This is a genomic window from Candidatus Methylopumilus universalis (genome assembly GCF_006364435.1).
Lineage (GTDB): Bacteria > Pseudomonadota > Gammaproteobacteria > Burkholderiales > Methylophilaceae > Methylopumilus > Methylopumilus universalis.
In genome coordinates, this window is record NZ_CP040977.1 from 1123261 (window position 1) to 1150069 (window position 26809).

Annotated in this window: 35 protein-coding genes and 1 tRNA gene; 9 read left to right on the forward strand and 27 right to left on the reverse strand. The window is 36.8% G+C overall.

Annotation, left to right across the window (positions count from 1 at the left end; translation table 11 throughout):
• Window positions 1-10: 10 nt before the first annotated feature.
• A complete protein-coding gene (locus FIT70_RS05895) occupies window positions 11-529 on the reverse strand; it encodes a TIGR00645 family protein (RefSeq protein ID WP_028818042.1) in 519 nt (172 codons plus the stop codon).
• Between the two features lie 127 nt (window positions 530-656).
• Here FIT70_RS05895 and FIT70_RS05900 point away from each other — a divergent pair, with 127 nt between their 5' ends.
• The gene (locus tag FIT70_RS05900; protein ID WP_139931141.1) at window positions 657-1589 is read left to right on the forward strand and encodes a helix-turn-helix domain-containing protein; all 933 of its coding nucleotides are present in this window, start codon (window positions 657-659) and stop codon (window positions 1587-1589) included.
• A gap of 7 nt (window positions 1590-1596) precedes the next feature.
• Here the strand turns inward: FIT70_RS05900 and FIT70_RS05905 are convergent, their stop codons facing one another.
• Window positions 1597-2199, reverse strand: a complete 603-nt coding sequence (locus FIT70_RS05905) for a LexA family protein (protein WP_028818040.1) — start codon at window positions 2197-2199, stop codon at window positions 1597-1599.
• 200 nt (window positions 2200-2399) lie between these two features.
• On the opposite strand from FIT70_RS05905, the gene FIT70_RS05910 reads away from it, so the two are divergent.
• Window positions 2400-2672 (forward strand): HU family DNA-binding protein, encoded by a 273-nt coding sequence (locus FIT70_RS05910; protein WP_028818039.1) that lies wholly within the window; start codon window positions 2400-2402, stop codon window positions 2670-2672.
• A gap of 77 nt (window positions 2673-2749) precedes the next feature.
• Window positions 2750-3892 (forward strand): cardiolipin synthase ClsB, encoded by a 1143-nt coding sequence (gene clsB, locus FIT70_RS05915; protein WP_139931143.1) that lies wholly within the window; start codon window positions 2750-2752, stop codon window positions 3890-3892.
• Here the strand turns inward: clsB and FIT70_RS05920 are convergent.
• Window positions 3889-4881 carry a pentapeptide repeat-containing protein gene (locus FIT70_RS05920; protein ID WP_139931145.1) on the reverse strand — a complete coding sequence of 331 codons (993 nt, stop codon included), beginning with the start codon at window positions 4879-4881 and terminating at the stop codon, window positions 3889-3891. The genes clsB and FIT70_RS05920 overlap by 4 nt on opposite strands.
• A 15-nt stretch (window positions 4882-4896) precedes the next feature.
• Between FIT70_RS05920 and FIT70_RS05925 the strand changes: the two genes are divergently transcribed.
• Window positions 4897-5592, forward strand: a complete 696-nt coding sequence (locus tag FIT70_RS05925; protein WP_139931147.1) for an SDR family oxidoreductase — start codon at window positions 4897-4899, stop codon at window positions 5590-5592.
• 113 nt (window positions 5593-5705) lie between these two features.
• Here FIT70_RS05925 and FIT70_RS05930 read toward each other — a convergent pair whose 3' ends face one another.
• From FIT70_RS05930 to FIT70_RS05980, 11 genes are all read right to left on the reverse strand, one after another.
• Window positions 5706-6023 carry a PepSY domain-containing protein gene (locus FIT70_RS05930; protein WP_028818035.1) on the reverse strand — a complete coding sequence of 106 codons (318 nt, stop codon included), beginning with the start codon at window positions 6021-6023 and terminating at the stop codon, window positions 5706-5708.
• 92 nt (window positions 6024-6115) lie between these two features.
• Window positions 6116-6874, reverse strand: coding sequence for a thiosulfate oxidation carrier protein SoxY (locus FIT70_RS05935; RefSeq protein ID WP_189340849.1), 759 nt, complete (start codon window positions 6872-6874; stop codon window positions 6116-6118).
• A gap of 88 nt (window positions 6875-6962) precedes the next feature.
• Window positions 6963-8162 carry an SAM-dependent methyltransferase gene (locus tag FIT70_RS05940; RefSeq protein ID WP_139931149.1) on the reverse strand — a complete coding sequence of 400 codons (1200 nt, stop codon included), beginning with the start codon at window positions 8160-8162 and terminating at the stop codon, window positions 6963-6965.
• Between the two features lie 16 nt (window positions 8163-8178).
• The gene (locus tag FIT70_RS05945) at window positions 8179-8910 is read right to left on the reverse strand and encodes a DUF1365 domain-containing protein (protein WP_139931151.1); all 732 of its coding nucleotides are present in this window, start codon (window positions 8908-8910) and stop codon (window positions 8179-8181) included.
• Between the two features lie 2 nt (window positions 8911-8912).
• A complete protein-coding gene (locus FIT70_RS05950) occupies window positions 8913-10157 on the reverse strand; it encodes an NAD(P)/FAD-dependent oxidoreductase (protein ID WP_139931153.1) in 1245 nt (414 codons plus the stop codon).
• Between the two features lie 2 nt (window positions 10158-10159).
• Window positions 10160-11101, reverse strand: coding sequence for an acyl-CoA desaturase (locus FIT70_RS05955; protein WP_139931155.1), 942 nt, complete (start codon window positions 11099-11101; stop codon window positions 10160-10162).
• 2 nt (window positions 11102-11103) lie between these two features.
• Entirely contained in the window at window positions 11104-11571 is a 468-nt protein-coding gene (locus tag FIT70_RS05960; RefSeq protein WP_223257725.1) for a lipocalin family protein, read from the reverse strand.
• A gap of 55 nt (window positions 11572-11626) precedes the next feature.
• Entirely contained in the window at window positions 11627-12385 is a 759-nt protein-coding gene (locus tag FIT70_RS05965) for a DUF1295 domain-containing protein (protein WP_139931159.1), read from the reverse strand.
• The gene (locus FIT70_RS05970; protein ID WP_139931161.1) at window positions 12382-12888 is read right to left on the reverse strand and encodes a DUF2878 domain-containing protein; all 507 of its coding nucleotides are present in this window, start codon (window positions 12886-12888) and stop codon (window positions 12382-12384) included. The genes FIT70_RS05965 and FIT70_RS05970 overlap by 4 nt, the downstream gene beginning before the upstream one ends.
• Window positions 12889-13944, reverse strand: coding sequence for an SAM-dependent methyltransferase (locus tag FIT70_RS05975; protein WP_139931163.1), 1056 nt, complete (start codon window positions 13942-13944; stop codon window positions 12889-12891).
• 37 nt (window positions 13945-13981) lie between these two features.
• Window positions 13982-14986: a S1 family peptidase gene (locus FIT70_RS05980; RefSeq protein ID WP_028818025.1), complete on the reverse strand. Its 1005-nt coding sequence runs from the start codon at window positions 14984-14986 to the stop codon at window positions 13982-13984.
• Window positions 14987-15037: 51 nt separating this feature from the next.
• Here FIT70_RS05980 and FIT70_RS05985 point away from each other — a divergent pair, with 51 nt between their 5' ends.
• On the forward strand, window positions 15038-15400 hold the full coding sequence (locus tag FIT70_RS05985) for a DUF2237 family protein (protein WP_139929050.1): 363 nt from the start codon (window positions 15038-15040) through the stop codon (window positions 15398-15400).
• A gap of 3 nt (window positions 15401-15403) precedes the next feature.
• Window positions 15404-15688, forward strand: a complete 285-nt coding sequence (locus FIT70_RS05990) for a 4a-hydroxytetrahydrobiopterin dehydratase (RefSeq protein WP_139931165.1) — start codon at window positions 15404-15406, stop codon at window positions 15686-15688.
• Here the strand turns inward: FIT70_RS05990 and FIT70_RS05995 are convergent.
• Together FIT70_RS05995 and FIT70_RS06000 are read right to left on the reverse strand one after the other, a co-directional pair.
• Window positions 15674-16219 carry a peroxiredoxin gene (locus FIT70_RS05995; RefSeq protein WP_139931167.1) on the reverse strand — a complete coding sequence of 182 codons (546 nt, stop codon included), beginning with the start codon at window positions 16217-16219 and terminating at the stop codon, window positions 15674-15676. The two genes, FIT70_RS05990 and FIT70_RS05995, sit on opposite strands and share 15 nt — an antisense overlap.
• Window positions 16220-16239: 20 nt before the next feature.
• The gene (locus FIT70_RS06000; protein WP_139931169.1) at window positions 16240-16668 is read right to left on the reverse strand and encodes a hypothetical protein; all 429 of its coding nucleotides are present in this window, start codon (window positions 16666-16668) and stop codon (window positions 16240-16242) included.
• A gap of 84 nt (window positions 16669-16752) precedes the next feature.
• Here FIT70_RS06000 and FIT70_RS06005 point away from each other — a divergent pair, with 84 nt between their 5' ends.
• On the forward strand, window positions 16753-16986 hold the full coding sequence (locus tag FIT70_RS06005; protein WP_139931171.1) for a helix-turn-helix domain-containing protein: 234 nt from the start codon (window positions 16753-16755) through the stop codon (window positions 16984-16986).
• A 6-nt stretch (window positions 16987-16992) separates the two neighbouring features.
• Here the strand turns inward: FIT70_RS06005 and FIT70_RS06010 are convergent, their stop codons facing one another.
• From FIT70_RS06010 to rpsU, 6 genes are all read right to left on the reverse strand, one after another.
• Window positions 16993-17253: a transcription initiation factor IIE subunit alpha family protein gene (locus FIT70_RS06010; RefSeq protein ID WP_028818020.1), complete on the reverse strand. Its 261-nt coding sequence runs from the start codon at window positions 17251-17253 to the stop codon at window positions 16993-16995.
• Window positions 17254-17292: 39 nt separating this feature from the next.
• Window positions 17293-17369: transfer RNA gene (locus FIT70_RS06015), tRNA-Ile, on the reverse strand.
• A 14-nt stretch (window positions 17370-17383) separates the two neighbouring features.
• Window positions 17384-19279 (reverse strand): RNA polymerase sigma factor RpoD, encoded by a 1896-nt coding sequence (gene rpoD / locus FIT70_RS06020; protein WP_223254762.1) that lies wholly within the window; start codon window positions 19277-19279, stop codon window positions 17384-17386.
• A 154-nt stretch (window positions 19280-19433) separates the two neighbouring features.
• Window positions 19434-21185, reverse strand: coding sequence for a DNA primase (gene dnaG, locus FIT70_RS06025; protein WP_139931173.1), 1752 nt, complete (start codon window positions 21183-21185; stop codon window positions 19434-19436).
• 90 nt (window positions 21186-21275) lie between these two features.
• Window positions 21276-21719 (reverse strand): GatB/YqeY domain-containing protein, encoded by a 444-nt coding sequence (locus FIT70_RS06030; protein WP_028818017.1) that lies wholly within the window; start codon window positions 21717-21719, stop codon window positions 21276-21278.
• Window positions 21720-21728: 9 nt separating this feature from the next.
• On the reverse strand, window positions 21729-21941 hold the full coding sequence (gene rpsU, locus FIT70_RS06035) for a 30S ribosomal protein S21 (protein ID WP_028818016.1): 213 nt from the start codon (window positions 21939-21941) through the stop codon (window positions 21729-21731).
• Between the two features lie 119 nt (window positions 21942-22060).
• Between rpsU and tsaD the strand changes: the two genes are divergently transcribed.
• Entirely contained in the window at window positions 22061-23059 is a 999-nt protein-coding gene (tsaD, locus tag FIT70_RS06040; RefSeq protein WP_139931175.1) for a tRNA (adenosine(37)-N6)-threonylcarbamoyltransferase complex transferase subunit TsaD, read from the forward strand.
• Between the two features lie 4 nt (window positions 23060-23063).
• Here tsaD and plsY read toward each other — a convergent pair whose 3' ends face one another.
• Complete coding sequence (plsY, locus tag FIT70_RS06045; protein ID WP_139931177.1) at window positions 23064-23654, reverse strand: glycerol-3-phosphate 1-O-acyltransferase PlsY; 591 nt, start codon at window positions 23652-23654, stop codon at window positions 23064-23066.
• Between the two features lie 52 nt (window positions 23655-23706).
• On the opposite strand from plsY, the gene folB reads away from it, so the two are divergent.
• Complete coding sequence (gene folB / locus FIT70_RS06050; RefSeq protein ID WP_139874848.1) at window positions 23707-24069, forward strand: dihydroneopterin aldolase; 363 nt, start codon at window positions 23707-23709, stop codon at window positions 24067-24069.
• On the opposite strand, the gene xerD is transcribed toward folB, so the two are convergent.
• From xerD to rimM, 4 genes are read right to left on the reverse strand one after another with little or no spacing between them, the layout of a single operon-like run.
• Entirely contained in the window at window positions 24066-24992 is a 927-nt protein-coding gene (gene xerD, locus FIT70_RS06055; RefSeq protein WP_139931179.1) for a site-specific tyrosine recombinase XerD, read from the reverse strand. The genes folB and xerD overlap by 4 nt on opposite strands.
• A 52-nt stretch (window positions 24993-25044) precedes the next feature.
• Window positions 25045-25491 carry a 50S ribosomal protein L19 gene (gene rplS, locus FIT70_RS06060; RefSeq protein ID WP_223254719.1) on the reverse strand — a complete coding sequence of 149 codons (447 nt, stop codon included), beginning with the start codon at window positions 25489-25491 and terminating at the stop codon, window positions 25045-25047.
• A 16-nt stretch (window positions 25492-25507) separates the two neighbouring features.
• Window positions 25508-26275 (reverse strand): tRNA (guanosine(37)-N1)-methyltransferase TrmD, encoded by a 768-nt coding sequence (gene trmD / locus FIT70_RS06065; protein WP_028818011.1) that lies wholly within the window; start codon window positions 26273-26275, stop codon window positions 25508-25510.
• Window positions 26276-26755: a ribosome maturation factor RimM gene (gene rimM, locus FIT70_RS06070; protein ID WP_189340850.1), complete on the reverse strand. Its 480-nt coding sequence runs from the start codon at window positions 26753-26755 to the stop codon at window positions 26276-26278. It lies immediately after the preceding gene.
• Between the last annotated feature and the right edge of the window lie 54 nt (window positions 26756-26809).

A 26809-nucleotide genomic window follows, 5' to 3' on the forward strand; every position in this document is an offset into this window, starting at 1 on the left:
TTAATCTTGTTTAATGATGCGGTGTATCTTCTGCAATTTTATCCATAATCGCAAAAAGAACGCCTGAAATAATAAAGGTCATATGAATCCCTACCATCCAAGCCATTTGCGTATTCGTTAATATCTGGCCTGGTGTAGATGCATGCATAAAAGCTTTTAAAAGATCAATCGCTGAAATAGCTACAATGGATCCAATTAATTTAAGCTTTAGTCCTGAATAATCCACTTTACCCATCCAATGCGGTTTATCTTCATGGTTATCTACATCAATTTTAGATACAAAATTTTCATAGCCACTAAAAATAACCATAATGAGAAGATTGGCCACAAGCGTCATATCAACTAAAGCAAGTATAGACAAAACGATTTCTCGTTCTGGCGTGTCAACGACTGTCATGACTATATGAAAAAATTCTTGTCCAAATTTTACAAACAAACATAAGAGACCACCTACTAAACCTAAATACATAGGTGCCAGTATCCAGCGACTCTTAAATACAACTTTCTCTAAAATTTCTTCAGTTTTCATGCAAGCTCCACAGGTTGTCGTTAATTGGATAAATCATATCATTACTCAGATATTGATATCTTTGAGTAATGATTGAAAAATACTACTATTAGGATACTATTTTATCTTTACTTTCGTAAGTCATGTAATGTCAAACGATTCAATTATTATTCATGGCCATCTTTTAAAAGAGGCGCGGGAAGATTTAAATCTTTCATTGGAGGATGTCGCCCGTCAGTTAACTTTAAGTAGTAAACATATCATCTCGATGGAAGAAAATAAGAAAGATGGGTTTGTATCTATTCCAATGAAGCTAATTTCAGTCAGAAAATATATAGCTTTTCTTGAGCTAGATATTGATGCGGTCATTGAACATAAAAAAAATAAAGCAAAGTCTTTGTATCTCCCTGAGCCAGAAATCGACAAAGATGTTGTTGACGCAGAACAGCCCTCCAATAAGAAAATACTTTTATTATTAAAAATAAAATTATTCTTTCTATGGGCAAAAACGCACATTAAAGTGCGCTATATTTTTTACTTCATTACTTTTCTTTTTATTTCTAACTTTTTGATTGGCGTGTATCAGAAGTATGCTGTCGCTCACAAAAATTTTGAAGGGCGCGAAGTTGATTTGCCCAATTTAGAATCCCTTCCAAATGATATTGCGACTTATGAAATGAAACTTGGTGAGCAAAAATCAGAAACCCTTGAAGCGCTTCCTATACAAATCAAAAAAATAGAAGAAAATAAAAGAGATGTTAAGGATCTTGCAATTAAAATGTGTGATCAAACAGTTTCAAAACCAATCACACAAATATCATCCCCTACAGACCCTCTTAAACCTAGCGATTACTTTCACATTATCTCAAAAGGCCCACAAACGATTTGTATACTAGACAGCAACGGTAAAGAAAATAAATATGTGATGACTGAAGGTCAAAAATTAACTTATCGAGGTGGAAAGCCTCCTTTTAAACTTGTCATACACCCCGAGCTTAGTGAAATTTTTTATGAAGGCTGGCTAGTTAAACTCAAGCCTGAACAAAGTTATGTTCAGCTGAATCCTAAAACCTATAATTGAAACAGACTTATTTAAATTTTCTAACAGCACCTGTAACGACACCCCATATTTGAAATTGAATCCCTTCTATAACTTCAATAGGGCTAAATGCTTCGTTTGCAGGTAGCAAGCGTGGGGAGCCATTTTTATTTTTAGCTAAGGTCTTGACGGTAAATTCACCATCTAATGATGCCAATACAATATCACCAATGGAAGCTTCTTGAGATCGATCTACAATCACGACATCATCGTCATGAATACCAGCGTTATCCATCGAATTTCCTTTAATGCGCACAAAAAAGGTTGTATCAGCTTCTCGAATAAGATAATCGTTAAGATCCATTCTTTTCTCAACATGATCATCTGCTTGTGACGGAAGCCCTGCAGGCACCTTGTGCTCGAATAGAGGAATCTTAGTTTTGGTCATCGCCTGATTCACCAAATCAATCGATACCACATTAGAAATTTCTTGGATCTTTCTTTTGGCGTAAGCCTCTAGGATATTTGAAATCACAGCAGTTTGGCTTTCTGGCACTCTAAGTAAAGTTGTCTTCTCACCAAATTTTCCGGTGCCTGATTTTCGTCCAGCACCTGGTCTTTTACCACCTCGAATAGGAACAATTTTTTTCATTTGAATATTGTAACAAGAATCAAACGAAAAGAAAGCTTTATTTTGAATTAAGTAGATATCGACGGAACCCTTATCTATTGTGAAAAAAATTGAATATGACTGTTGACAAGGCTTAAAAATCAATGCAAAGTACGCCTAGACCTTCTATGACGCTGTCATTTCAATGGTCTTACATATCTTAATTTACATTTGGAGGAATTATGAATAAAGGCGAACTAATCGAAGCAGTTGCAAAAGCAGCAGGTTCAACAAAAGCAGACGCTGGTCGTGCGATTGATGCAACACTTGCAGCTATCACTAAAGCACTTAAAAAAGGTGACGTAGTAACGCTCATCGGTTTTGGTACTTTTAAAGTTTCTAAACGCGCTGCACGAGTTGGTCGTAACCCACAAACTGGTAAAGAACTTAAAATACCAGCACGTAAGGCTCCAACATTCAAAGCAGGTGCTGCGCTTAAAGCGGCAGTTAACTAAGCTTAGAATTAGTTATTTATATAAAAGCGCTTGGGTTTAAACCCAAGCGCTTTTTTTATGCCTTAAAATAAAGCGCTATGCCTTATTACATCAAAGGAAACAAAATTGAATTGCTTAAAAACGGCAAAGATTATTTTGCCGCTGTTATTCAATCCATCAAAAAAGCCCGAAAAAGTATTTTTATAGAGGCCTATATATTTAGCCATGATGTGACGGGTAAGAAAATCTTAACCGCGCTTAAAGAAGCTAGCCAAAAAGGGATTAAAGTTTATTTGCTTCTTGATGGATTCGGAAGCCGTGATCTCTCACAAAAAGTTATTAATGAAATCAAGGCCTCTAAAATTCACTTCCTTTTTTACCATCCTAAAATTTCACCTTATCAAATGAAACGCATTTCATTAAGACGACTTCATCGCAAAATGATTTTAATCGACCATGAAATCGCCTATATCGGCGGTATCAATATTATTGATGATATGCATGTACCCAATGGCAAAGGGCCACGCATTGACTATGCGGCGCAATTAAAAGGGCCTGTCGTTCATCTCATCAGCCTAAGTATGGTGAAACTTTGGAAAAGAGTGTCATGGTCACATTTAGAAAAATCATTTACTCCAAAAAATTTCCAAAAACAAATAGCGGAATATCCCAATGGCACAAAACTTAATTTTATTGAGCGTGATAATTTTCGCCACAGACAAGATATTGAAAAAGCTTATTTACATGCTATCGAAAATGCTCAGAACGAAATACTTATTGCAAATGCCTACTTTATTCCAGGTAAAAGATTTGAGAGGGCTTTAATTGCAGCGGCACATCGTGGTGTATCGGTAACGCTTCTCTTAAAGGGCGAAATAGATTATTTCTTATCCAACGCTACACGAGCCTTTTATGGAAAATTTTTAAAAGAAGGAATTGCCATCTTTGAATACACAAAAAGTTTTATGCATAGTAAGGTGGCAGTAATTGATGGAACCTGGTCGACTATAGGATCTTCTAATATTGATCCTTTCAGCCTTTTGCTTGCCCGAGAAGCAAATATTTTTATTTGGGATAAATCTTTTGCATCTCAACTTAAGAAAAATATCGAAGAAGATATTCGATTAGGAGGTACTGAGATTCTCTTAAAGGACTGGGACAAATCATACTTAATTAAAAGAATAAAATCTCGTATTGCATATTTTATTATTCGGATAAGTTTAGGTGTCGCTAATATTTAAGGCATACCACAATCATGGCACTTGCCCTTAACCGTAGAAAACCCTTTTACTGTTGACAGACCCTTAACATTCGTAAAAATTGCGCCATCCACAATGGCATCAGTTAAATCTGCATTTGTAAGATCAGCTCCTGTTAAATCTGCTTTACTTAGATCAGCGCGATACATATTCGTATTTTTTAAATTCGCCTCTCTTAAATCACCAAATAAAAAACTCGCAATATTTAAATCGGCACCTTCAAAATTTGTTTTATAAAATTTACCGCCCACTGAATCAAATTTCATTTGTCCCATCGGCTGATTGCCAACATCCAAACCAAATTGACCATTTTTGATGGTAGCGCCTGACATATTGACTGCACCCAGTGTGCCGATCATACGAGCCCTTGTTAAATTAGCACCCTTAAAATTAGTGTCACCAAAAATCGCCTGAAAGATAGTTGCTTCAGTTAAGTTAGCCCCTGAAAAGTTTGCTTTTTCAAGGCGCGCTAAATTCAAATAAGCTCTTTGCATATTAGTATTCGCTAAATTTGCACCTATAAGATTGGCACCAAAGACACTCGTATTAATCATTTTGCAGTGACTTAAGTCTAAACCATTCATATCAAGATACCCTAAGTCTTTATTCGAAAAATCACAATCAGGACTTTTGATTTCTTTCAGCACATCCTCTTGAGATACCTTTTTACGATCAATTTCTTTATTTTTTTCGTAAAAAACTTCAGCTTTCTTAATAAAGTCATTTGGTGTTTTTAAAAAGATATCCTTACTTACCTCGCTTCCAAAGCAATAAACCTTACCTTGATAATTTGCATTGACCGAACAGTCAGTTTTAAGGAAATTTCCTTCAGATAAACTTAAGAGGCAGTAATTTCCGAACTCGCCTGCGAAAACTAAATTTGTAATAAGGAGTAAAAATAATATCCAATATCTCTTTAATAACATGGCAATACATCCTAAAGTTTTTGATTTATTATAAACCTTTATCATTTCAGATTTTTAATTATGTCAAATAACAGATATACGGTTCTTATCACTGGTGCGAATAGGGGATTGGGCCTTGAATTCGTCAAACAGTATGCTGTAGATGACTATGAAGTCATCGCATGCACAAGAAGGATCAATAAGAATGATGATCTTCATCGACTTCAAGCTTCTTTTGAAAATATTTCTATTCAAGCTCTTGATGTTGAAAATTTTCTGGCAATTGATCAACTTGCAAAAACATTAAAAAAATCTATTGATATTTTGATTAATAATGCAGGGCTTTACCCAAATAGCTCATTCGATGCTATTGACTATGAAGCATGGCTTGATGCTTTCAAAATTAATACACTTGCTGCATTTAAAATGACAAAGGCTTTTCTTCCCCACCTTAAAAAAGGTGAATTAAAAAAAATAGCATCGCTCACAAGCAAGATGGGAAGTATTGATGACAATGCAGGTGGCGGTGAATATCTTTATCGATCAAGCAAAACTGCACTTAATATGGTCATGAAAAGTTTATCGATTGATTTAAAACCTTATGACATGAGTCTTATTACGCTTCATCCGGGATGGGTAAGAACAGATATGGGAGGACCTAATGGGCTCATTGACGCTGAAGAGAGTGTGATTGGGATGAAACGTCAAATTGATAAACTTTCAATGAAGACTTCGGGCCAGTTTATTGCTTACGATGGCAAAAAAATTCCTTGGTAATAAAAACATTTTCAGATCTTCACATTAAAGAATCTATCGAGTTTTATTTTTTCTTGTCCTATTGCAAAAGAAAAAAGCCACTTACTAAGTGGCTTTTCTAGTTATAGAAAAAATCAACCTTTATCTATACTGTCTTCAATGATTGTCGCTAATTCTGCATCACATTCAATTTCCCAACGTTTACCGTCAGCACCCTGAATATCAATATCAAATATAGGTCGACCATCCTCTTTTTCCATTTCAATTTCTACAATTGCTCCAGGATGTTTTTCTAATGCAGTTTTTATGCAAGTACTCATTACTTCATTGTGTTTTTTTAAATCCAGAATCACTGGTCTATCATCATGCTTATAATCATTACCATAGAATAAAACAGCTCCGACGAGGCCTGCCACAATCACCAGGGCTAATATAGCTAAAGATTTTTTCAAAATATTCTCCTTAATTTAAATGCGTTGTAACGTTAAAACTAAAACCAAAAATCTGCAGACACAAAAGTTGTAGCTTTTGTGTCTGCATCAACTTATTTGCCAATATATTGCTTACCCTGTGTATCAACTGCAAGTACTTGAAGATTGCCTTTAATTTTTGGGGAATCAAAAACAAAGACAGGGTTTTCAGATGTGCTGCCACCGCCAAATTCTGCACTCCATATTTCTTTTTCTTGATCTTTGACTACCACACTTGATAAATGCCACTCAGGAAGAATAAAAAGTCCTGTGTAGTTACTTAAATTAGCCTGATATCCATTATGTTGGGGGTGTTTAATAAATACTGAAGCTCTCGTTTCGGTTTGTAATACTTTCATGGTACCCACTTCCTTTAATACCGCATCTGCATCATAAATCATCCCTGCTGAGCAACCACCTGCTGATCGAATTACGACCTGATTATAAAAGAACCTTCCTTCATCGTCCTCAGCAATCACATCAATATAACTGTCTTGCTCCATGCGGATATTAGTTTCAAATGTGAAAGGTGCTACCTTAGGATGCATAGTTAAGGCTAGAGATCCAATGCCTGGTAACTGATGAGGATTACCTTCAACCACCACTGAAATATTTTTATATTTTTTATTTGCTGTAAATTTAAAAGGAACTTGGGTTCCGTCTAGCGCTCTTTTAGCGACATCAAATGTGATGTCATCTGATTTGGTTAAAGATTTACCTTTAAAGTATTTGTCTATCACACCATCTAGATGATTTGGTGTTTCAGCGTGAACGCCCATAGGCGCGAAAGCGCTTACTAAGCTCAACAATATTGAAAAAACTATATTTTTCATCACTTTAACTCCCCTTAACATTGCAGCAAAATTTATCTAAATATAATGCTCTCAAATGCATAAAAGTACAAGAAAACAGGCTTTTACATTATCCACGATATCCTGGTTTCACTAATTTAAGATGAATATCACTGATTACTTTTTCCTTGAATCCGCCTTCACAATAAGCCAGGTAAAAGTGCCACATTCGAATAAATACATCATCAAACCCTAAAGCCTTTACTTCTTTGATATTTGCAAAAAAAGCCTTTCTCCAAAAAGCCAGCGTTCTGGCGTAATGATCACCAATATCTTGAACATTATAAATTTTTAAATCTGAGGATTGCGTAATGCTATTTTGTAAAGCTGTCAAAGAGGGAATACAACTACCCGGGAAAATATATCTTTGAATAAAGTCAACAGATCGCTTAGCTTTTTCATAGCGTTGATCTGCAATCGTAATGGTTTGTATGAATGCAATACCATTAGGTTCCAATAACTGAGCACACACTTCAAAATAAGTATCGTAATACTGATAACCGACAGCTTCTAGCATTTCAATAGATACTAATTTGTCATAACGACCTTTTAAATGCCGATAATCTGAAAGTAACACGTTAATCTTATGCGTTAATTTTAAATCTTTAATTTTTTGTTTTACATAGAGAAACTGTTGTTTTGAAATAGTTGTAGTCGTTACTTTGCATCCATAATTTTGCGCAGCATAAATAGCAAAACCTCCCCAGCCAGAGCCAATTTCAATCACATGATCATGAGAGGATAATTCAAGTCCTTGGCATACCTTTTCTAATTTATAAATGGATCCTTTATGAAGCGAGTCATGAGGATTTTTAAACACAGCGGATGAATACATCATGGTTGCATCTAAAAAAAGCGAGAAAAAATTATTGCCCAAATCATAATGTTTAGAAATGTTAACGCGGCTACCTTTAACTGAATTTTGATTTAAGTAGTGGAGTGTTTTAAGTATTGGCTTTAGAAAAACATTAAATAAGCCTTCTAATTGATCCATTGCATTTTGATTGATAGCCATAATACGAATAAGCTGAGTTAAATCGTTTACAGACCAAAACTTTTGCATAAAGGCCTCGCTCACACCAATGGAGCCTCCAAATGCTAGCGCGCCATAGAATCTCGGGTCATGCACGGTTATATGAGCACTTAATTTCCCTTTATTTCCGAAAGAAAAACTTTTGCCTCCTTCTTGAACAGCGATATAGCCTATATCAATTTTCTTTAACTGATTAAAAACAAGGGATCTAGCTAAATGATGTAATGGATTTTTCATAAGAATAATTGAAAATTTATGGATGTGGAAAAAAAGTAATGCCTTTTATCTTTAGGCATAATGCTTGCCAATAAATGGATAGGATTGTTTTAAAAGTTTCGGGTGGGAATCTGAAAAGTAAAAAATTCAGTGATTGCTTTGTTAAAGGTTTTTTTTGTAGTTGCATCGATGCATTAAAAATAAATTCTTTCTCGTGGATGTTACTCATAAACACTTCTATCTTATCTCCCGGCTCTTTAAAGCTCCAACGGTATTGAATATTCATTGGCATAAAAGGTGATACATGGAAATTCTTCCTAAATTCGAAAGTTTTGATTGGTGTCTTTATATTTCTGCAGTCATGGACATAAGCATGATTTTCATTCCAAGGTGTATTGGTAATATGCGACACAATAACTTCTAACTTATTTTTTGTATTAAAGCAGTAATAAAAACTCACTGGATTAAAACAATATCCAAAATAACGTGGGCTCGTCAGTAAATATACTTTTCCATGATGATTAAAATTGAGCTCTTTTCTAATTTCATCCTGTATGGATTTTTTTAAGTTTATTTTTTTATTACCAAAGTAATCTGACCTTAAAAAGCAGCCAAAATTAAATTTGTTATAACTCCAAAAGAAGTTACCTGAAAACATAGTGTCTATATTGTCCAAATCCAGATACAGCAAACGGATTCGGTACTCGAATGTATGCGTTTTCGGCTTCGACCGGGAATGTTTGAGGGAACCTTCATAAATGGCATTCATTTTTAAAATCTATGTATCTCGTTAAACTGCTTAATCGCAACTAAAGCACTTTTGACACCATCCTCGTGAAATCCATTCCCCCAATAAGCCCCAGCAAAGGAAGTGCGATTTATTCCTGAAATCAGATGATAATTTGATTGGGCCACTATACTTTGCAAGCTATATTGTGGGTGGGCGTAGGAAAGCTTTTTGATAATTTTCTTCCTATTAATTTTTTCTTGCGGATTTAATGTCACTAAAATCGGTACATTTGTAATTAGATTTTGCAATATATTCATATTGTATGTCAGAGACACAGGGGCATGAATATTTTGATTGATATGATAATTCCACGCCGCCCAAGCTAGCTTTCTTTTGGGCATAAAGTTCTCGTCATAATGCAAGATGACTTCATTATCTGTGTAAGGTATTGCCTTTAAAATACTTTTTTCATCTTGAGTGGGGTTTTTAATTAATTTCAATGCTTCATCACTATGGCAAGCAAAAAATACCCAATCAAACTTTTCAGTTCGGTCTTGAAATTGAATAATCACATGGTCACTTTTTCTATCAATAGACTGTATTTTTTCATTGAGCTTAATTTTACTCGCAAAAGATGCAGTTAACTTTTTTACATAATTCACTGAGCCGCCTTTGATAGTAAGCCACTGGGGTCTATCATTGACATTCAACATGCCATGATTATCGAAAAACCGTACAAAAAATTTTGCGGGAAATTCCATCATGGTTTTATAGTTAGAAGACCATATAGCAGAGCCCATCGGCAATATATAATATTTTTTAAAAAATTCAGAGTAGGCTTCTTGATCAAGATACTCACCTAAACTTATTTCTTTATTGCTATTTAAAAGTAAGGTGGAATTTTTATTAAATCGAAGAATTTCTTTGATCATCTTATAAAATGTTGGGCTTATAAGATTTTTTCTTTGCGCAAACAGTGCATTTAAATTTGTTCCGTTATATTCAAAATCTTTTTGACTATCTTTGACACTAAAGCTCATAGCACTATTTTCGTATGGCACATGAAGCTCATGTAATAGATCTAAAAAATGTGGGTAGGTTTTTTTATTAAAGACAATAAAACCTGTATCTACATGAAACTTTTGATTAAATAAATCGATGGCATGGGTATGTGAGTGCCCCCCTACTCTTGAGTTATTTTCAAATAGCGTAATGTGGTGATTCGAATTTAGATGGTAAGCAAGTGTATTGCCAGAGATACCTGATCCTATAATTGCTATTTTCATAGCTAATGATGAAGATGTTCTATTTTTTTAGATTCTCGGATATTGTCAGAAACCGTGCGCACATCCCATATCACACCTATCATCGCTAAAAATTTCAAAACGTAATAAGTTAAATCTATTTCCCACCAATAAAAACCTTGCCTTGCAGAGCCGGGATAGTGGTGGTGGTTATTATGCCAGCCTTCACCAAACGTCAAAAGCGCAATAATAAAATTATTACGACTGGTATCTTTAGTTTCGTATCTTTTTTTTCCCCATTGGTGCGCCACTGAATTTACTAAAAAAGTAGCGTGATAAAGCATCACTGTAGAGAGCGAAAATCCCCAAATGAATAATTGGAATCCATTCGTATTTAATTGCGGCTCATATTGATTTAGGTAATGACCAGCAATAAATAAGCCAATCGACAATCCTAAAGGCATTAAAAGATCAAACCGATCAATGATTCGCAACTCTGGAAATCTTATAAGCTCTCGAATAAATTTCGTATTAGTCACGAAATTTGATTTAGTTAAAAACCATCCCATATGACTCCACAAAAAGCCGTGCTCTTTTGGTGAGTGCTTATCTTCAGAAGTATCTGAGTGCATATGATGACCGCGATGGTGCGCTGCCCACCAGAGAGGTCCTCTTTGAACTGCAGTAGCACCAATCATAGCGAAAAGAAGCTGAACGAAACGGGAGGTCTTAAAAGTTTTATGAGAAAAGTAACGGTGATAGAAACCTGTGATCGCGAACATGCGAATTGCAAAAAGAGAGATACATAGTATAAAAGCAATCCAACTAAAACCTACAACGAAGATTAATAAACAAGACAAATGAAGAAGAATAAATGGAATAACTCTCATCCAATCAATCTCCTTGCCATTTGTGATTGATGCATACTTTTCTTCAAGAAAAGAATTATCAAACCAAAAAAATAGTTTTTTAAAAAATTGACTCATTATTAATTTGAATGCTCAATCCAACGTAATTTCTTAATATCGTAACCATCATCTTCAATTTTTTTGACTAGGTTTTTTAGTGTATCTTGATCTATCTTTTTTTGGCGTGACATGATCCACACGTAATCACGATCGTCTCTAGCAATAATCGTATTTTGGTAATTTTGATCTAAATAAACAATTTTATATTGTGCTTTGATAGGCCATATAAATTGCATGCCCCATAAGGCATTGCCAGACCCTTTCATCACAAAACCTTTAGGGTGATATGTTTTAACAGGTCCTGATAAAGATCCCTCATTAAAAGTGAAGGTTGTGCCGATCGTACCGTCTTCATTTAGTTCGTATGACTCGATGGCATTAAATGCATTTTTTTCAATAAAGGTTGGAATGTGAGCAATAACAAACCATGGCCCCATAAATGACTTTAAGTTTACTTCAGGAACCGTTTTAATCGGGGCTTGACTCATACATCCACTCAATAATAAAAAAAATGCTGCCAGTAGGGAATATTTATATCGCATATTATGCCTTCCAGAATCGAGGAATTAAAGTATTTACTTTTTTCTTGTAAGTTTGATACTCATCAAATTTTTTAACGAGATTAGCCTCAAGAAGTGTCACACCTGAAAATCTTAATATCAAAAAGGTCATAAGAAGTGGCGTTACTAAATTAAAATGAATTCCTGTGGTAAGGGTTGTCATAAAAAAGCCCCACCAAACTAAAAGCTCACCAAAATAGTTTGGATGCCGACTAAATTTCCATAACCCTGATTGTAGAAGCTTCCCGCGATTTTTTATGTTGCTCTTAAATAGCATTAATTGATAATCGGCGACTGACTCATAAACAATCCCAAATAATGCTATTGAAAACCCTAATATATCTATCCAAATTAAAGGATGATCATTTTCTATTGCAATAAAAAGAATCGATCCCACGATCCATGAAAGAACAGATTGGAGTCCAAAAATAATATAGGCACTTTTATATCTAAAATTGGGTTCGTTATTTTTTCGAATTTTTAAGTAACGCGCATCTTCTGATTTTCCCCAATTTCTTATCGTAAGATAAATCGAAAGGCGAGCACCCCACAGAAAAACTAATAAAAGAACCAGAGCAGACCTTAATGACGGCGTAAATGCTGTATAAAAATAAATCGCATTGAGTACAAAAAATAAACCCCACATAATATCAACATGAGTCACATTATTTTTTTTAAGGCTAATAAGCCAGCCAAGGCATGCGAACAAAACATTAATGATTAATGCATTTAAATAGATCATGTGCGAAATCCATTCCACTTTCCTGCAATAAGCAAGCAAACTGGGGTTAAGATGGCCCAGCCAAGCGCTAGGGCATATATTGAAAATTGATTTGTAAGTTGAACTGCATTTAATTGCTCTGCCGCAAAGTAAGCTACAGGGCCACCGATAAACCCAAATAAAACAGCTAGCACCCTATTAGATTTAAGCCAGCTCAAGGAGAGATTGAGTGTGGTTGCAAATAATCCCCACATAGCGACAATCCAAACAGGTACGAGAGTATCAAAGAATTGATTCTGATAGGTTACTAAATTTGTAATTAATAGTAACTGATCGAATATCGAGCCCAATAGCATGATGATCAATAGCAGCAGAGTGGCCTCTTTTTTTCGCGAGGCTTGCATAATATGAGCCAATAAAATCAAAGCTACAACCATCATAGATAAAGGTAGCTTTTGATTGGCAGCTCCCCATACCGAGATAAACCAGCCCAGCTGAAAAAGTACAAAATTAATTAATTTCATTTATTTCTTTGGTCTCTGAAATTGATAATGCGTAACCCACCACTCCTGGCCATCACGATATCCAAATAATTCAGCACAGGCCATATAAAAAATACGCCACCGATTAAACCATTGCGTCGCATGTTGATTACCATATGTTTTTCTAAGAATAGGATAAATGTCTGATTTCTTCTCATCCATATTATCTAACCATGCATTGGCTGTCTTTTCATAATGGGTTCCATCCCAACACCATTTTTGATTCAGTTTTAAATGCTCTTGAAAATGTAAAGGCAGATCATCGCTTGGCATCATTCCGCCTGAAAAGAAAAATTTGCTCATCCAGTCATCCTTATCTTTTACTTCAAATGCATAAGGTGTATGTTGATGCACAAAAATATGCATAAAGAATTTGCCACCGGGCTTTAACCAATCATGAAGCATTCGATAAAGCTTTCTATGATTTCGCATATGCTCGAACATTTCAATTGAGACAACTCGATCAAAAGCTTTTGGAATCTTAAAATTTTTAGGTTGGAATCGATTCATATCGCATGTGATGACATGGATATTTTTAAGCTTTCTTTTTTTCGCCTCAGTCTCAATAAAAACCCTTTGACTGTTTGAATTAGATACCGCAAATATTCGACTTTTCGGATACTTCTGAGCCATAAAAAGCGTTAAAGATCCCCAGCCACATCCAAGCTCTAAAATAGTTTGTCCATTTTTTAAATCAGCATGTGCGGCACTGATATTCAGCGCATTAAATTCTGCATCATCTAAATGATTCGTTTGGCTATCCCAATAACAACTACTATATTTTTTATGTTTACCTAAACAAAAATCAAAGAAAGAAGATGGCACTTCATAGTGTTGTTTGTTTGCAAGGTGAGGAACTAAAGCGATAGGAGAGTCATCCATGCTTTTCAAAAATGCACTTTTTAAATCTTGTGATTTTTCTGAATCTTGATTGCTGATTTCATCAAGGCGTTTCTTTAAAAGCTGTCTGATTCCAAAACGGATGAGTGAGTCTGGGAGCAACCCTTTTTCAGCAAGTAATAGAGCTTGTTTTAACATAATGAAATATTTTATTAAAGTTTATAGATACGAAATCTTACTTTAACTTATCTAATTTATTCAAAATAACTTCTGCGAGACTTGTATTTAATTGATTGACCTTTTTTTGAATATTTTGTAGAGCTACTAAATCCTTTTCAGATTCGGCTATGTCTGCTAACCCCATCATGGCATCCACATGTCTCGGATTTATTCTTTCAGCCTTCGAAAATGCTTCTTTAGCGGCTTTAAGATCTTTTTTTCCTTGGCCAGCTAGCCCCAAAAAATACCAAGCATCAGATGAGTTCGGCTCTTCTTTAATCCACAAATCTGAAATAGACTTAAGCGCATCCCACTCTTTATTTTGGTAAGGAATCACCACTTTCATAAAATAAGGCTTTTGTTCGAATGGCATGGCCCAAAAAGGAATATCTAAGGTTTTAAGTGATTTAGTATCAGGTTCCTTCATAAGCTTTTTAATCCACTCTACTGGCAAACTGTAAAAGAACCCTTGAGGCCCTGGACTTTTAAATGTTGTAATACCGATTAAATTATATTTTTCATCAAATAGGCCACCTCCGCTAGAACCAAGAGCAAAGGCCGCATCTGATCTAATAATGACACTGCTATCCAAGCGATGTATCGCCTTAACAGACCCATAAGATGGCTGTGGCACATTGCTCCCATTTGGATAGCTCACACTAAATACATCTTCTTCGTATTGGAGTGTTTGGCTGTCTCGAAGCGAGACTGGTGTAAATGGTAATTCTTCAAACTTTAATAAACATAAATCATGTTTCCAATCAGCCTTAAATGCTATTGGCTTATATGTATTATCGTATTTAGAAATATTGGCGCCCATTGTATTCGCTATCACATGGCAGTCAGTTGCAACATACTCCTTACTCACAACAACACCTGTTCCAGTGCCTGAGGAGCCATCGGGAAAATCAACATTAACAACTACAATTGAATTATTAAGCTCTAATAATTTTTCAAAAGTGGGGATTGCTTCTGCTTGTGTCGCAATGAGCAATAAAAATAAACTTATCGTATGTTTCATGGTCTATGTGACTCCAAGATTTAAATATCGTTCATAGTGGCGTCTTAAAAAATGACAATTAAAAATGTTCTCGGCACAAAATTAGAAGTGTGCAACCTAAACCCTATCACAGGATTCACTAGAAATGGATGCTGTGAGACAGGTCCCGAAGATATCGGCCAGCACACGGTATGCGCAGAAGTTACCCAAGAATTCCTCCAGTTCTCTAAATTAAAAGGTAATGACTTAATGACCCCAAGGCCTGAATATGAATTTACGGGACTTAAAAAGGGAGATCGTTGGTGTCTATGTTCCAACCGATGGCTTGAGGCTTTAGAAGAAGGTATCGCACCTCCTGTCGTTTTAGAGGCTACACATGAAAAAGCTTTAGAAATTATTGATCTTGCAGAACTCAAATACCACCAAATAAGGTAATCCATGGCTTACAACGCAAAAGAAATAGAAGAAAAATTAACGCTTAAATGTACATCCTGGTCTTATATTTTTCCTTCAATTGAAAGAAAATTCTTAACGCAGAGTTTTGATGAATCGATTCGCATAGCAAATGAAATTGCAAAAATTGCGAACCAATTAAATCATCATCCAGAACTCGTATTTAAACATAATGAACTGATCATTAGAACTCATACCCACAGCGCGTCAGGCATTACAGATAAAGATTTTGAATTGGCGGAAAAAATTGATCAATTACTCTTGATTTAAATTTTTTAATTTAAGTATTTTTAAATCCTCAATAATTTCTTGGCTATGTTTTGAGGTATCTACGCTCAGATAAATTTTTGCAATCTTGCCTTGAGGGCTAATCAGATACGTATATCTTTTAGCAAGCTTAATCACTAAAAAGTTGTTTAATGCCCCGTAGCTATTGGCAACATCTCCTGAAGTATCTGACAAAAGAGGAAAAGGTAAATTATATTTTTCAGCAAATTTCTTATGAGAAAAGCTATCATCAATACTTACACCAATGACTTTAGCGCCTAAAGCCTCTAGCGTTTTAAAATCATCTCTAAACTGACAAGCTTCCTTAGTACATCCAGGCGTATCATCCTTCGGATAAAAATATAGAACAACCCATTTGCTTTTGTAGTCAGACAAACTGACTTGATTGCCTTGGCTATCTGGAAGTGTAAAAGTTGGTGCGTCATCACCAATCTTTAAAATAGGTGCTGCCATCACATTTGCTCTAAGCAAATAAAATACAAGAGCAATCCCAATTAAAATAAAAATTTTCATATAAATATATTAACCTTTCATTAACGAATCGTCTTAATAAGCTCCAAAAGCTTTGTGGTCATTTTAATGAGCGTCTCTTTTAAAACTTTTGCCTGATCGGCTATGATTGATTCACTCCTATCATCTGCATCTGATGCCTGAAGATCTTCAATATAAAAAAGACGGCTATCAAGCTTCAACCATAAAATCAGAACCATGATTCTTTCTTGGTTTGGAAATGACAATCCTTTAAGCCATTTTCTTGCAGACTCTTGTGAGATATGAAGTGAGGTTTTTTTACATTGTTTATTAAACTGAGTCGCAAAATAAAGCGCAGAAATACTTTTAGATTTGTATTTAAGTCTCAATGCTTTGTTAAGTTCAGCTGAAAATAATTTATGTGTATTCATATTTAGCAAATTAACTAGTACATCCAATTTATCGTCCCCCATTCCATCTATAAGTTGCATTTATAAAGGCTTTGTAACTTCGACTTCAAACTATGTCGTCTAAGAATGACAGAATTATTTTTTAAAATAATGCATAGTGATTAGGTGAACAAACTTTCCAAAATAGACAGTACCTTCGGTATCATTCTTCGAAAAAAAAGGCTTAGCAAAAAACTTACGCAAGAAGCTTTGTCAATTGAATCCAGTCTTTCTCGAGCTTATATCAGCGAATTAGAAATGGGCCATAAAGACCCAAGTCTCTATACGATATTTAAGTTAGCTACCGCTTTAAAAATTAAACCTTCCACAATTATCGACGAAGTCGAGCGTCAGATTTAATTCAAATTACTGAGGTGGTGCAGCAGGTGCTTTTCTACCTGGCGCTGCTGGCGGTGTGTAGCCTGCGATACGACACTGAATACCTTCAACAAGTTTACCTTTGGCGCCATGTTGAATAATGGTACATGTCTGAATTAAATTCTTGCTTTGTAATTCTGAAATAGTTTTTCTTAACTCTTTTAAATCAATCCCTGTATCTTTTACGATCTCGTGATCAATTTTTTGTCCATGTTTTTGTAAATATTTTAATACCACTTCTTTTGTCATATTGTTACCTTTCTTTTTACTTACTTTTTAATTCTAATTTGGTGGGCCCACCTGGACTCGAACCAGGGACCAAAGGATTATGAGTCCTCTGCTCTAACCAACTGAGCTATAGGCCCTCTGATAGATTAATTTATTCTTTTCCGTTTTCTAAAAAGCTACGTAATCTTTCTGAGCGTGTTGGATGTCTCAATTTTCTCAAAGCCTTTGCTTCAATCTGTCGAATACGCTCACGCGTGACATCAAACTGTTTACCCACTTCTTCTAACGTATGATCTGTATTCATTTCAATACCAAAACGCATACGTAAGACCTTAGCTTCGCGTGGTGTCAGAGACTCTAAAATTTCTGCTGTCACATCACGCAGTGATCCGTATACAGCCGCATCAATCGGGGTTAATGTTGCTGCATCTTCAATAAAGTCGCCAAGATGAGAATCTTCATCATCACCTATCGGTGTTTCCATCGAAATAGGCTCTTTGGAAATTTTTAAAATCTTGCGAATCTTATCTTCAGGCATTTCCATTTTTTCAGCGAGTACTGATGGGTCAGGTTCAGCACCTGTGGATTGTAAAATTTGTCGTGAGATACGATTCATCTTATTAATCGTTTCAATCATATGCACTGGAATACGAATTGTTCTTGCTTGGTCAGCGATAGAACGAGTAATCGCTTGTCGAATCCACCAAGTCGCATATGTTGAAAATTTATAGCCACGACGATATTCAAATTTATCGACGGCTTTCATCAAACCGATATTACCTTCTTGAATGAGGTCTAAGAATTGAAGGCCACGGTTGGTGTATTTTTTTGCAATCGAAATCACAAGACGTAAGTTAGCTTCAATCATTTCGCGTTTTGCACGACGAGCTCTTGCTTCACCTGTCGTCATTTGCTTATTGATTTCTTTTAAATCTTTAATCGACAAACCTGCTTCTTTTTCAATCGCAATTAATTGATCTTGCTGATCTACGATGGAATGCTTAAAGCGTTCTAATTTTGCGTTATAAGCTTTGTCTAGTTTTAATTCATCGACAAGCCAATTGAGATTCGTTTCATTACCGGGAAAGCTCTTAATAAAATGTGTGCGAGGCATACCTGATTTTTCCACACAGAAGTCCATCAATTTTCTTTCGTGTATACGAATTTGATTTACGCGATTTCTAACGGAGTCACAAAGAGCTTCCACTTGTTTCGCTGAAAATCTAAATTCCATAAGCTCTTTTAAAACAGATTCATGAAGTTTTTTATACGCAGGATCGTCAATACCTTTTTTAAGACGAATATCATTCATCTTCTGATTAGTTTTTCGGATCGCAGCAAAACGCGTTAAAACTTCTTCACGCAATTTGGCAAGCGCTTCAGCTGAAATTGCAGCGGCTTTAGCGCCATCTGCATCATCGTCTTCTTCTGCATCAATATCTTCTTCGACTTCCTCTTCGGCTTCAGCAGCTACGATCGGCGCTTCGACTTCTACATCGATTAAACCATCTACCACTTCATCGACACTTAATTCATTGGATTCAACTTTATCAACCATCGCAAGAAGTTCGGTGATAGTTGTAGGACATGCTGCAATTGCTTGCACCATGTGTTTTAAACCGTCTTCAATGCGCTTTGCAATTTCAATTTCGCCCTCGCGCGTTAATAGATCCACAGTTCCCATTTCACGCATATACATGCGCACAGGATCAGTTGTTCTTCCAAATTCAGAATCCACAGTGGCAAGGGCTTGCTCAGCCTCTTCAGCCGCTTCTTCATCTGTCACAGGAGGTGGCACATCTGCCATGAGGAGCGCTTCTGCATCAGGCGCTTGTTCATAGACCATGATCCCCATATCGTTGATCATGCTCACAATGCCTTCAATTTGTTCTGACTCTTGAATTTCGTCAGGCAAGTGGTCGTTGATTTCAGCGAAAGTTACATAGCCTCGCTCTTTACCAAGGACGATTAAGGTTTTAAGACGGGCACGTCGCTCTTCGATAGCCTGAGGATTTGCGTCATTCGCATTTCCATAGAAATCTTTCATTTTGGGGTTCTTTTTTTGCGACGGGTCTTTTTTTGGTCTGGCCATGCTCTACCTCTTCTTGTTAGGGCTTATTTTGCCTTATAAATCAACAAAATATAAATAAACGCGTAACCTTCAAGTGTACCAAAAAGGGCCTTTTTGGTCAATGAAAGGCTTAAGTTTTAGGGGGTGTTTTGGGTCTTTGGGTAAGCGTTTTAAGGTGTTCTTTTTCTTCATTTGTTAAGCTACTTAAAGGCTTATCTTTCAAAGCACTAAAATGGGCCTTCGTTTTAGACGCTTTTCCCTGCTCAAGGAGGGTTTTTCTCGCCCCCTCAATTTCAGACTCAAAATGGATCTGATCATCAAAGTGGGTAAGCTCCTCATTGACTAAGTCCATCACCACATTATCTACTTGTGATTTAAGACCATGGAGGATTGAAGAAGGTTTCGATTCAGGTTGATTTAAGGCAATTTCTAAGACTTTTTTAAGTAAATCATCTTCAAAAGATTCTGTTTGAGCCAACGCTAAATCTTCGCTCATGGCCAGCTGGGGCTTTAAGATAAGAAGTAAAATAAATTGACGTTTGATTGATGCTGGAAGCTTTCCCTTTGTTTTAACATAGGATTTATTGGCTTGAAATTGAGGCTGTGCCACATGAAGCAATTGATCTATTTCTTTATCATTCAAATGAAGCAATTCCGCAAAACGTTTACGTAAAAGTAAGCTTAATTTAGGCGCCGTGATCTCTTTTAAGATAGGCTCTGCTTCATTTAAAAATTTCACTTTATCTTCTTGAGTCGCTAAATGATTTTTTTCAGTTAATTGCTGGATTAAATACTGCGACAAAGGCATCGCTTCTTGCATCATCGATTCAAAAGCTTCCTTGCTATGCAATCGAATAAAACTATCAGGATCATGCTCTTCAGGTAAAAATAAAAATTTCAAAACAACTTTATCATTCAGGCTCGGAAGTGCATTCATCATGGCGCGCCAAGCTGCCGCTTGTCCTGCATTATCGCCATCAAAACAAAAAATAATCGTATCAGTTTGGCGCATTAATTTTTTAATATGGAATGCAGATGTGGCGGTACCCAATGTCGCGACTGCATGCGTCACACCAAATTGGGCGAGACCTACGACATCCATATAGCCTTCTACTACGAGGACACAACCTTTTTCGCGAATCGATCGACGCGCTGCGAAAAGACCATAGAGCTCTTGGCTCTTTTGGAAGAGTGGTGTTTCAGGTGAGTTGTAATATTTAGGCGTATCTTCGGGATTGATTACTCGCCCACCGAATCCAATAATTTCGCCTTTCATATTATGAATAGGAAACATGATGCGATCACGGAAACGATCATAGCGTTTACCTTGATCGTTCTTTAAGACGAGACCCGCAATATTAAGTGCTTCATCATCGTATTTTTTAAATACGCTTTCTAAATTTTGCCAACCTTCGGGGGCATATCCTAATTGAAATGTTTTTGCAATTTGCCCTGTAAGTCCACGTTTTTTTAAATACTCAATCGCGCGTTCTGATTTTTTTAACGCACTTTGATAATACTGAGACGCGAGTTCTAGAGCTTCGCCAAGTGCTAAATTTTTTTCTTTAACTTCGGGTGAAATTCTTTGTGAATCTTGCGGCACAGCAAGACCAACTGACTTAGCAAGATCTTCTACCGCATCCACGAAGCTCATACCTTGATATTCGATTAAGAAACTTAAAGCTGACCCATGCGCGCCACAACCAAAGCAATGGTAAAACTGTTTCGAAGGGCTTACTGTAAATGAAGGCGACTTCTCTTGATGAAAAGGACAGCAAGCCACATAGTTACTACCGGCTTTTTTTAAAGGCACACTTTTATCAATCACATCGATCACATCGACACGATTTAAAAGTTCTTGGATGAACGACTCTGGAATCATATGCGTTTAATCATAGCTTAAAAATAAAAAGGAGCCTTAAGCCCCTTCATCATTTTTTTAAATTTTTATATTGAGTTTTTTGGGAGGCTATCAACCAAGCTTTTGTTTGATGAGGGCTGATAATTTACCCATATCTGCTCGACCCACTACTTGTGGTTTGACGATCGCCATCACTTGACCCATCTCTTTAATGCTTGTGGCGTTTGTGGCCTTAATCGCAGCATCTAAAATGGCACTCACTTCTTCGTCAGTTAGCGCTTGTGGAAGATAGCTTTGTAAGATTACCACTTCAGCTTTTTCAGCATCAGCTAAATCTTGTCTTTTTGCAGACTCGTAGGCTTCAATGGAATCACGACGTTGCTTTAACATTTTTTCAATGACAGCCATGACATCTTGATCCGTCAATTCAATACGCTCATCGACTTCACGCTGTTTAATAGCTGATTGAAGAAGTCTAATTGTGCCAAGACGAACGACGTCTTTAGCGCGCATAGCATCCTTCATGTCCTCAGTAATTTTTACTTTTAAGGACATCTTAAAAAATTAGAATAATTTTGGGGGGAGCATTTGATTGCGAAGACGACGGTACTGACGCTTGACTGCCGCAGCAGCTTTACGTTTACGTTCCCACGTTGGCTTCTCATAGAACTCACGCGCACGTAAGTCGTTGATAAGACCGGTCTTCTCAATTAAGCGCTTGAAACGACGAAGTGCTACGTCGAATGGCTCGTTTTCTTTTACACGTACTGTTGACATTAAACTCTCTTATTTTAAATAATGCGTTTTTGTGTGTTTTCCCAAAATGGAATTTCGGAAAAGTCCGTTATTTTAATGCTAATCTACTCATTTATCAATCTTTTTTGAGCCTTAAACCCATGCTGGTACTTGGTATTGAAACCTCCTGTGATGAGACTGGACTCGCCCTTTTTGACAATGAAAAAGGTCTTTTAGGTCATGTGCTTCATTCTCAAGTCGACCTTCATGAAGCTTATGGCGGCGTAGTCCCTGAATTAGCGTCCCGTGACCATATTAGGCTTATTTTGCCCTTACTTGAAAGTCTTTTTAAAAAGACAGGGGTTAAAAAAGAAGATGTGGATGCCATTGCTTATACGCAAGGCCCTGGTTTATCTGGAGCTTTGTTGGTTGGAAGTTCGCTCGCTGAAGCGCTAGCCTTTGCACTTCAAATCCCTACGGTTCCGATCCATCATTTAGAGGGACATTTATTAGCCCCCTTATTGGAAAAAGATCCGCCTACTTTTCCTTTTTTAGCCCTTTTGGTTTCTGGGGGTCACACGCAAATTATTCATGTGAAAAAAATCGGTCAATATGAAATTATTGGTGACACTTTAGATGATGCTGCAGGGGAGGCTTTTGATAAAACAGCACAATTATTAGGCTTAGGTTACCCAGGCGGATTGGCTTTGTCACTTTTAGCTGAAAAAGGAAAGCCTTGTTTTGATTTACCGAGACCCCTGATGCATAGCAAAGATTTAAATTTTAGTTTTAGTGGATTAAAAACGGCAGTGTTGCATTTAATCCGCGCACAAGAAAATTTAACAGATGAAATCAAAGCTGATATTGCTTTTGCATTCCAGGAAGCGATCACTGATGTCTTAAGTAAAAAATGTCTCGCAGGACTCGATCAAACACACTTGAAACATCTTGTTGTTTCAGGGGGTGTGGGTGCAAATAAGCAATTACGTGAAAAATTAAAAACTGAATTATCTAAAAAAAATTATGAAGTTTTTTTTCCGCGCTTAGAATTCTGCACAGACAATGGCGCCATGATTGCATTTGCTGGCGCGATGCGACTAGAAACTTCCTTAAAACGTGATCTTAGTTTTATAGTTAAACCCAGATGGCAACTCGCTTAAAAAATTATTTCTTATCTCTAAAACTTGATTCGGTGCCATTGATTAAGCGTTTAATATTATCAATGTGACGAAGAATTAAAATCAGCGCAATGATGGACGATGCAATCAATTGATAAAAATCAATGGCATAAAAAAAGCCTATCACAGGGGATAAGCTTGCTGCAATGATGGCCGCCAAAGATGAATAACGCCAGATGATAAACACAGCGAACCATATAGCTAATACTGTGCATCCCATCACCCACGAAAACATAAAGAGAATACCTGCAGCCGTTGCAACCCCCTTACCCCCTTTGAAGCCATAATAAATAGGAAAAATATGTCCTATGAGTGTGGCAATTGCAACAAGCGCTACCATCACCGGAGACAATTCAAAATATTGCGCTAAGCCGACTGTCAAAGAACCTTTAAGAGCATCGCCTAGAAGGGTTAATAATGCAGCTAATTTTTTTCCTGTTCGTAAGACATTCGTGGCACCTGGATTTTTTGAGCCTATCGTGCGAGGATCAGGCAAAGAAAATAAATGACTCATCACGATGCCAAATGAAATAGCACCCATGAGATAACTAAAAAGAATGTAAATCACGTTCATCATTTGAAAATCACTTTATAATGAAACCTCTATTTTACAATTTTTTGAAGCGCTCATGACGGCCCCACTTATTTTTATAGAAGAGATGAAAGTTGAAACCATTATTGGTGTCTCGGATTGGGAACGCGCATTACCTCAAATATTGGTGATTGATCTTGAAATGGCTTTGCCACAATTAGCCTCAACGACTTCTGATTTAATTGGGGATACCATTGATTACGGCATCGTTGCTGAGCGCATTAAATCCATCACAACAAGTCACACATTTAAACTCTTAGAGCCTTTAGCTCATCTCATTATTGAAACATTAGAAAAAGAATTTAAGTCTCCCTGGATGAAGCTTAAAATTTCAAAACCTCAGATTTTGCCGCAAGTGAAAGCTGTCGGTGTCATCTTTGAAAAAGGAAGTCGTCCTTAACCTCTCGGGTGATGTGTTTCGTGAAGTTTTTTTAAACGCTCGCGTGCCACATGTGTATAAATTTGTGTCGTTGAAATATCTGCATGCCCCAATAACATTTGAACGACTCTTAAATCTGCACCGTGATTAAGTAGATGTGTGGCAAAAGCATGTCGTAAGACATGTGGTGATAATGTTTTTTGGATGTCCGCGATCAATGCATAGCGTTTAATTAAATGCCAAAATGATTGTCGCGTCATACATTCTCCGCGTTGTGTGACAAACAAATCATCCGACACATGCTGATTAAGAATATGGGGTCTTGCTTCTTTTAAATAACGATCAATCCATTCGACAGCCACTTCTCCCATAGGGACTAATCTTGTTTTGCTGCCTTTACCTGTGACGCGAATCACACCATCACTCAAACTCACTTCAGTCACTCTTAGACTAATAAGTTCAGTCACACGCAAACCACAGGCATAAAGAAGTTCTAGCATCGCGCGATCTCGAAGACCTAAGGGTGTTTCAATTGGAGGGGCTTTTAAAAGAGATTCGACCTCAGTTTCATTTAAACTTTTAGGAAGTGATTTCGGTAACTTTGGGGCTTCTACATGAAGGGTAGGATCTTCATTGATATGACGTTCGCGTAAGTGATATCGATAGAAACGTCTCAGTGTTGCGATCAGTCTTGAAATACTTCTTGCTTTGACATGACTAAATTTATTAGCGAGATAAGCTTGAATATCGCTTTGATGAGCCTCTAATAATATTTTCTTAATACTCTTATTTAGAAATTCGGAGAACTGCATTAAATCAAAACGATAACTCTCCAAAGTATTTTTGGCTAAACCATCTTCAAGCCATAGGTGATCAATAAATTGATCGATGACTTTTTTTTCGTCATCAGAAATAACAATGGGATCTCGTGTTTTCTTCGCCATAGAAAAAGATTAACACAAATAAAAAAGCCCCGCTTTAACGGGGCTTTTTAAATTACTCAGCTGCCTTATCGGGAGCCGCCTCAGGCGCTGCCGCCTTCGGTGTTTCTGTTTTTGGAATATCTTGAATAATTTCTTTTTCGCGTGCATCTAATTTTTCACGGATACGCGCAGATTTTCCTGAACGCTCACGTAAGTAATAAAGTTTTGCACGACGCACATCACCGCGACGTTTTAATTCGATCGATGCGATGAGTGGAGAATAAGTTTGGAATGTACGTTCAACACCTTCACCTGATGAAATTTTTCTCACAGTGAATGCTGAATTGAGGCCACGATTTCTTTTTGAAATCACAACACCTTCGTAAAGCTGCACACGTTTTCTTGTACCTTCGACTACATTTACACCGACTACGACTGTGTCGCCTGGTGCAAAGCTAGGGATGGTTTTACCTAGACGAGCAATTTCTTCTTGCTCTAATAATTGAATAATATCTGCCATAATCCGTTCCTTTTAGTTATATAGAGTCTTGTTCCTGCTTATCAATTTCTTGAAGCAGCCGAGTCTCTTCTTTAGTCAACAGCCTTGCGGCCAACAAATCAGGTCGCCTGACCTTGGTTAACGCTAACGATTGCTGAAATCGCCAGGCGCTAATTCTAGCATGGTTACCCGACAATAATACATCCGGCACCTTGGATCCTTCGAACACCTCAGGCCTCGTATAGTGAGGGCAATCAAGTAAGCCATTCACAAACGAATCCTCAATAGCTGAGTTATCATCACCTAACACCCCTGGTAGTTGCCTAATAATGGCATCCATCACCACCATGGTGGGTAATTCCCCGCCACTTAATACGTAGTCACCAATTGAAATTTCTTCATCGACACTACTTTCGATCAACCGCTCATCAACCCCTTCATAACGACTCGCTAAAAAAATGAGCCCTGAAGCTTTTGACAATTCCATTACTTTTTGATGTGTGAGTGGCAATCCTCTTGGGGATAAATGAATCACTCGCACATCTTGAATACCTTTATTCATTTGCGCTTTTTTAGCCGCATCGATCGCCTTCTTTAAAGGCTCAATCATCATCAGCATGCCAGGGCCGCCGCCATAAGGCCTATCATCTACCGTGCGATGTGCATCACTCGTAAAATCTCTTGGATTCCATAACGTTAAATCTACAAACGCTTCATGAAATGCGCGAGAGGTAATACCGAAATCCTTTAATGCTTGAAACATCTCAGGAAAAAGTGTCACCACATCAAAAGATAAAGGTTTCATTTAAAAATCTTTATCCCAGTCGACTTCAATTTCTTTTTTTTCCATATCCACATTTAAAATTACATGCGGAATAAAAGGGATTAAATACTCTTTGTCGCCCTTAACGACTAGGACATCGTTCGCTCCTGTTTCCAGAAAAGTTTGAACAACACCTAAATGTTCTTGTTTCTGGTTGATGACGGCATGTCCCATCAAATCATTCCAGTAATATTCGCCTTTTTCTAAGGCGGGTAACTCATGCTTGGGTATTAAAATTGTTTTATTTCTTAACCCAAATGCTGCATCTCGATCATCGATATTTACTAACTTAGCAACGATACTATTGCCATGTATTTTTGATGTTTCGATCGAATAACTTATGGATGATTTTTCATCCCCAATAAGCCACTCTTTTTTGTTCAGAAGTTGATTGATATCTACCGTGAAGGGCTGGATCTTGATCCAACCTTTGACACCATATGGCCCACTGATGCGTGCCATGATAAATTTTTCTCTCTCACTCATATCACTTGTATCAACAAGTGAATCAAAACA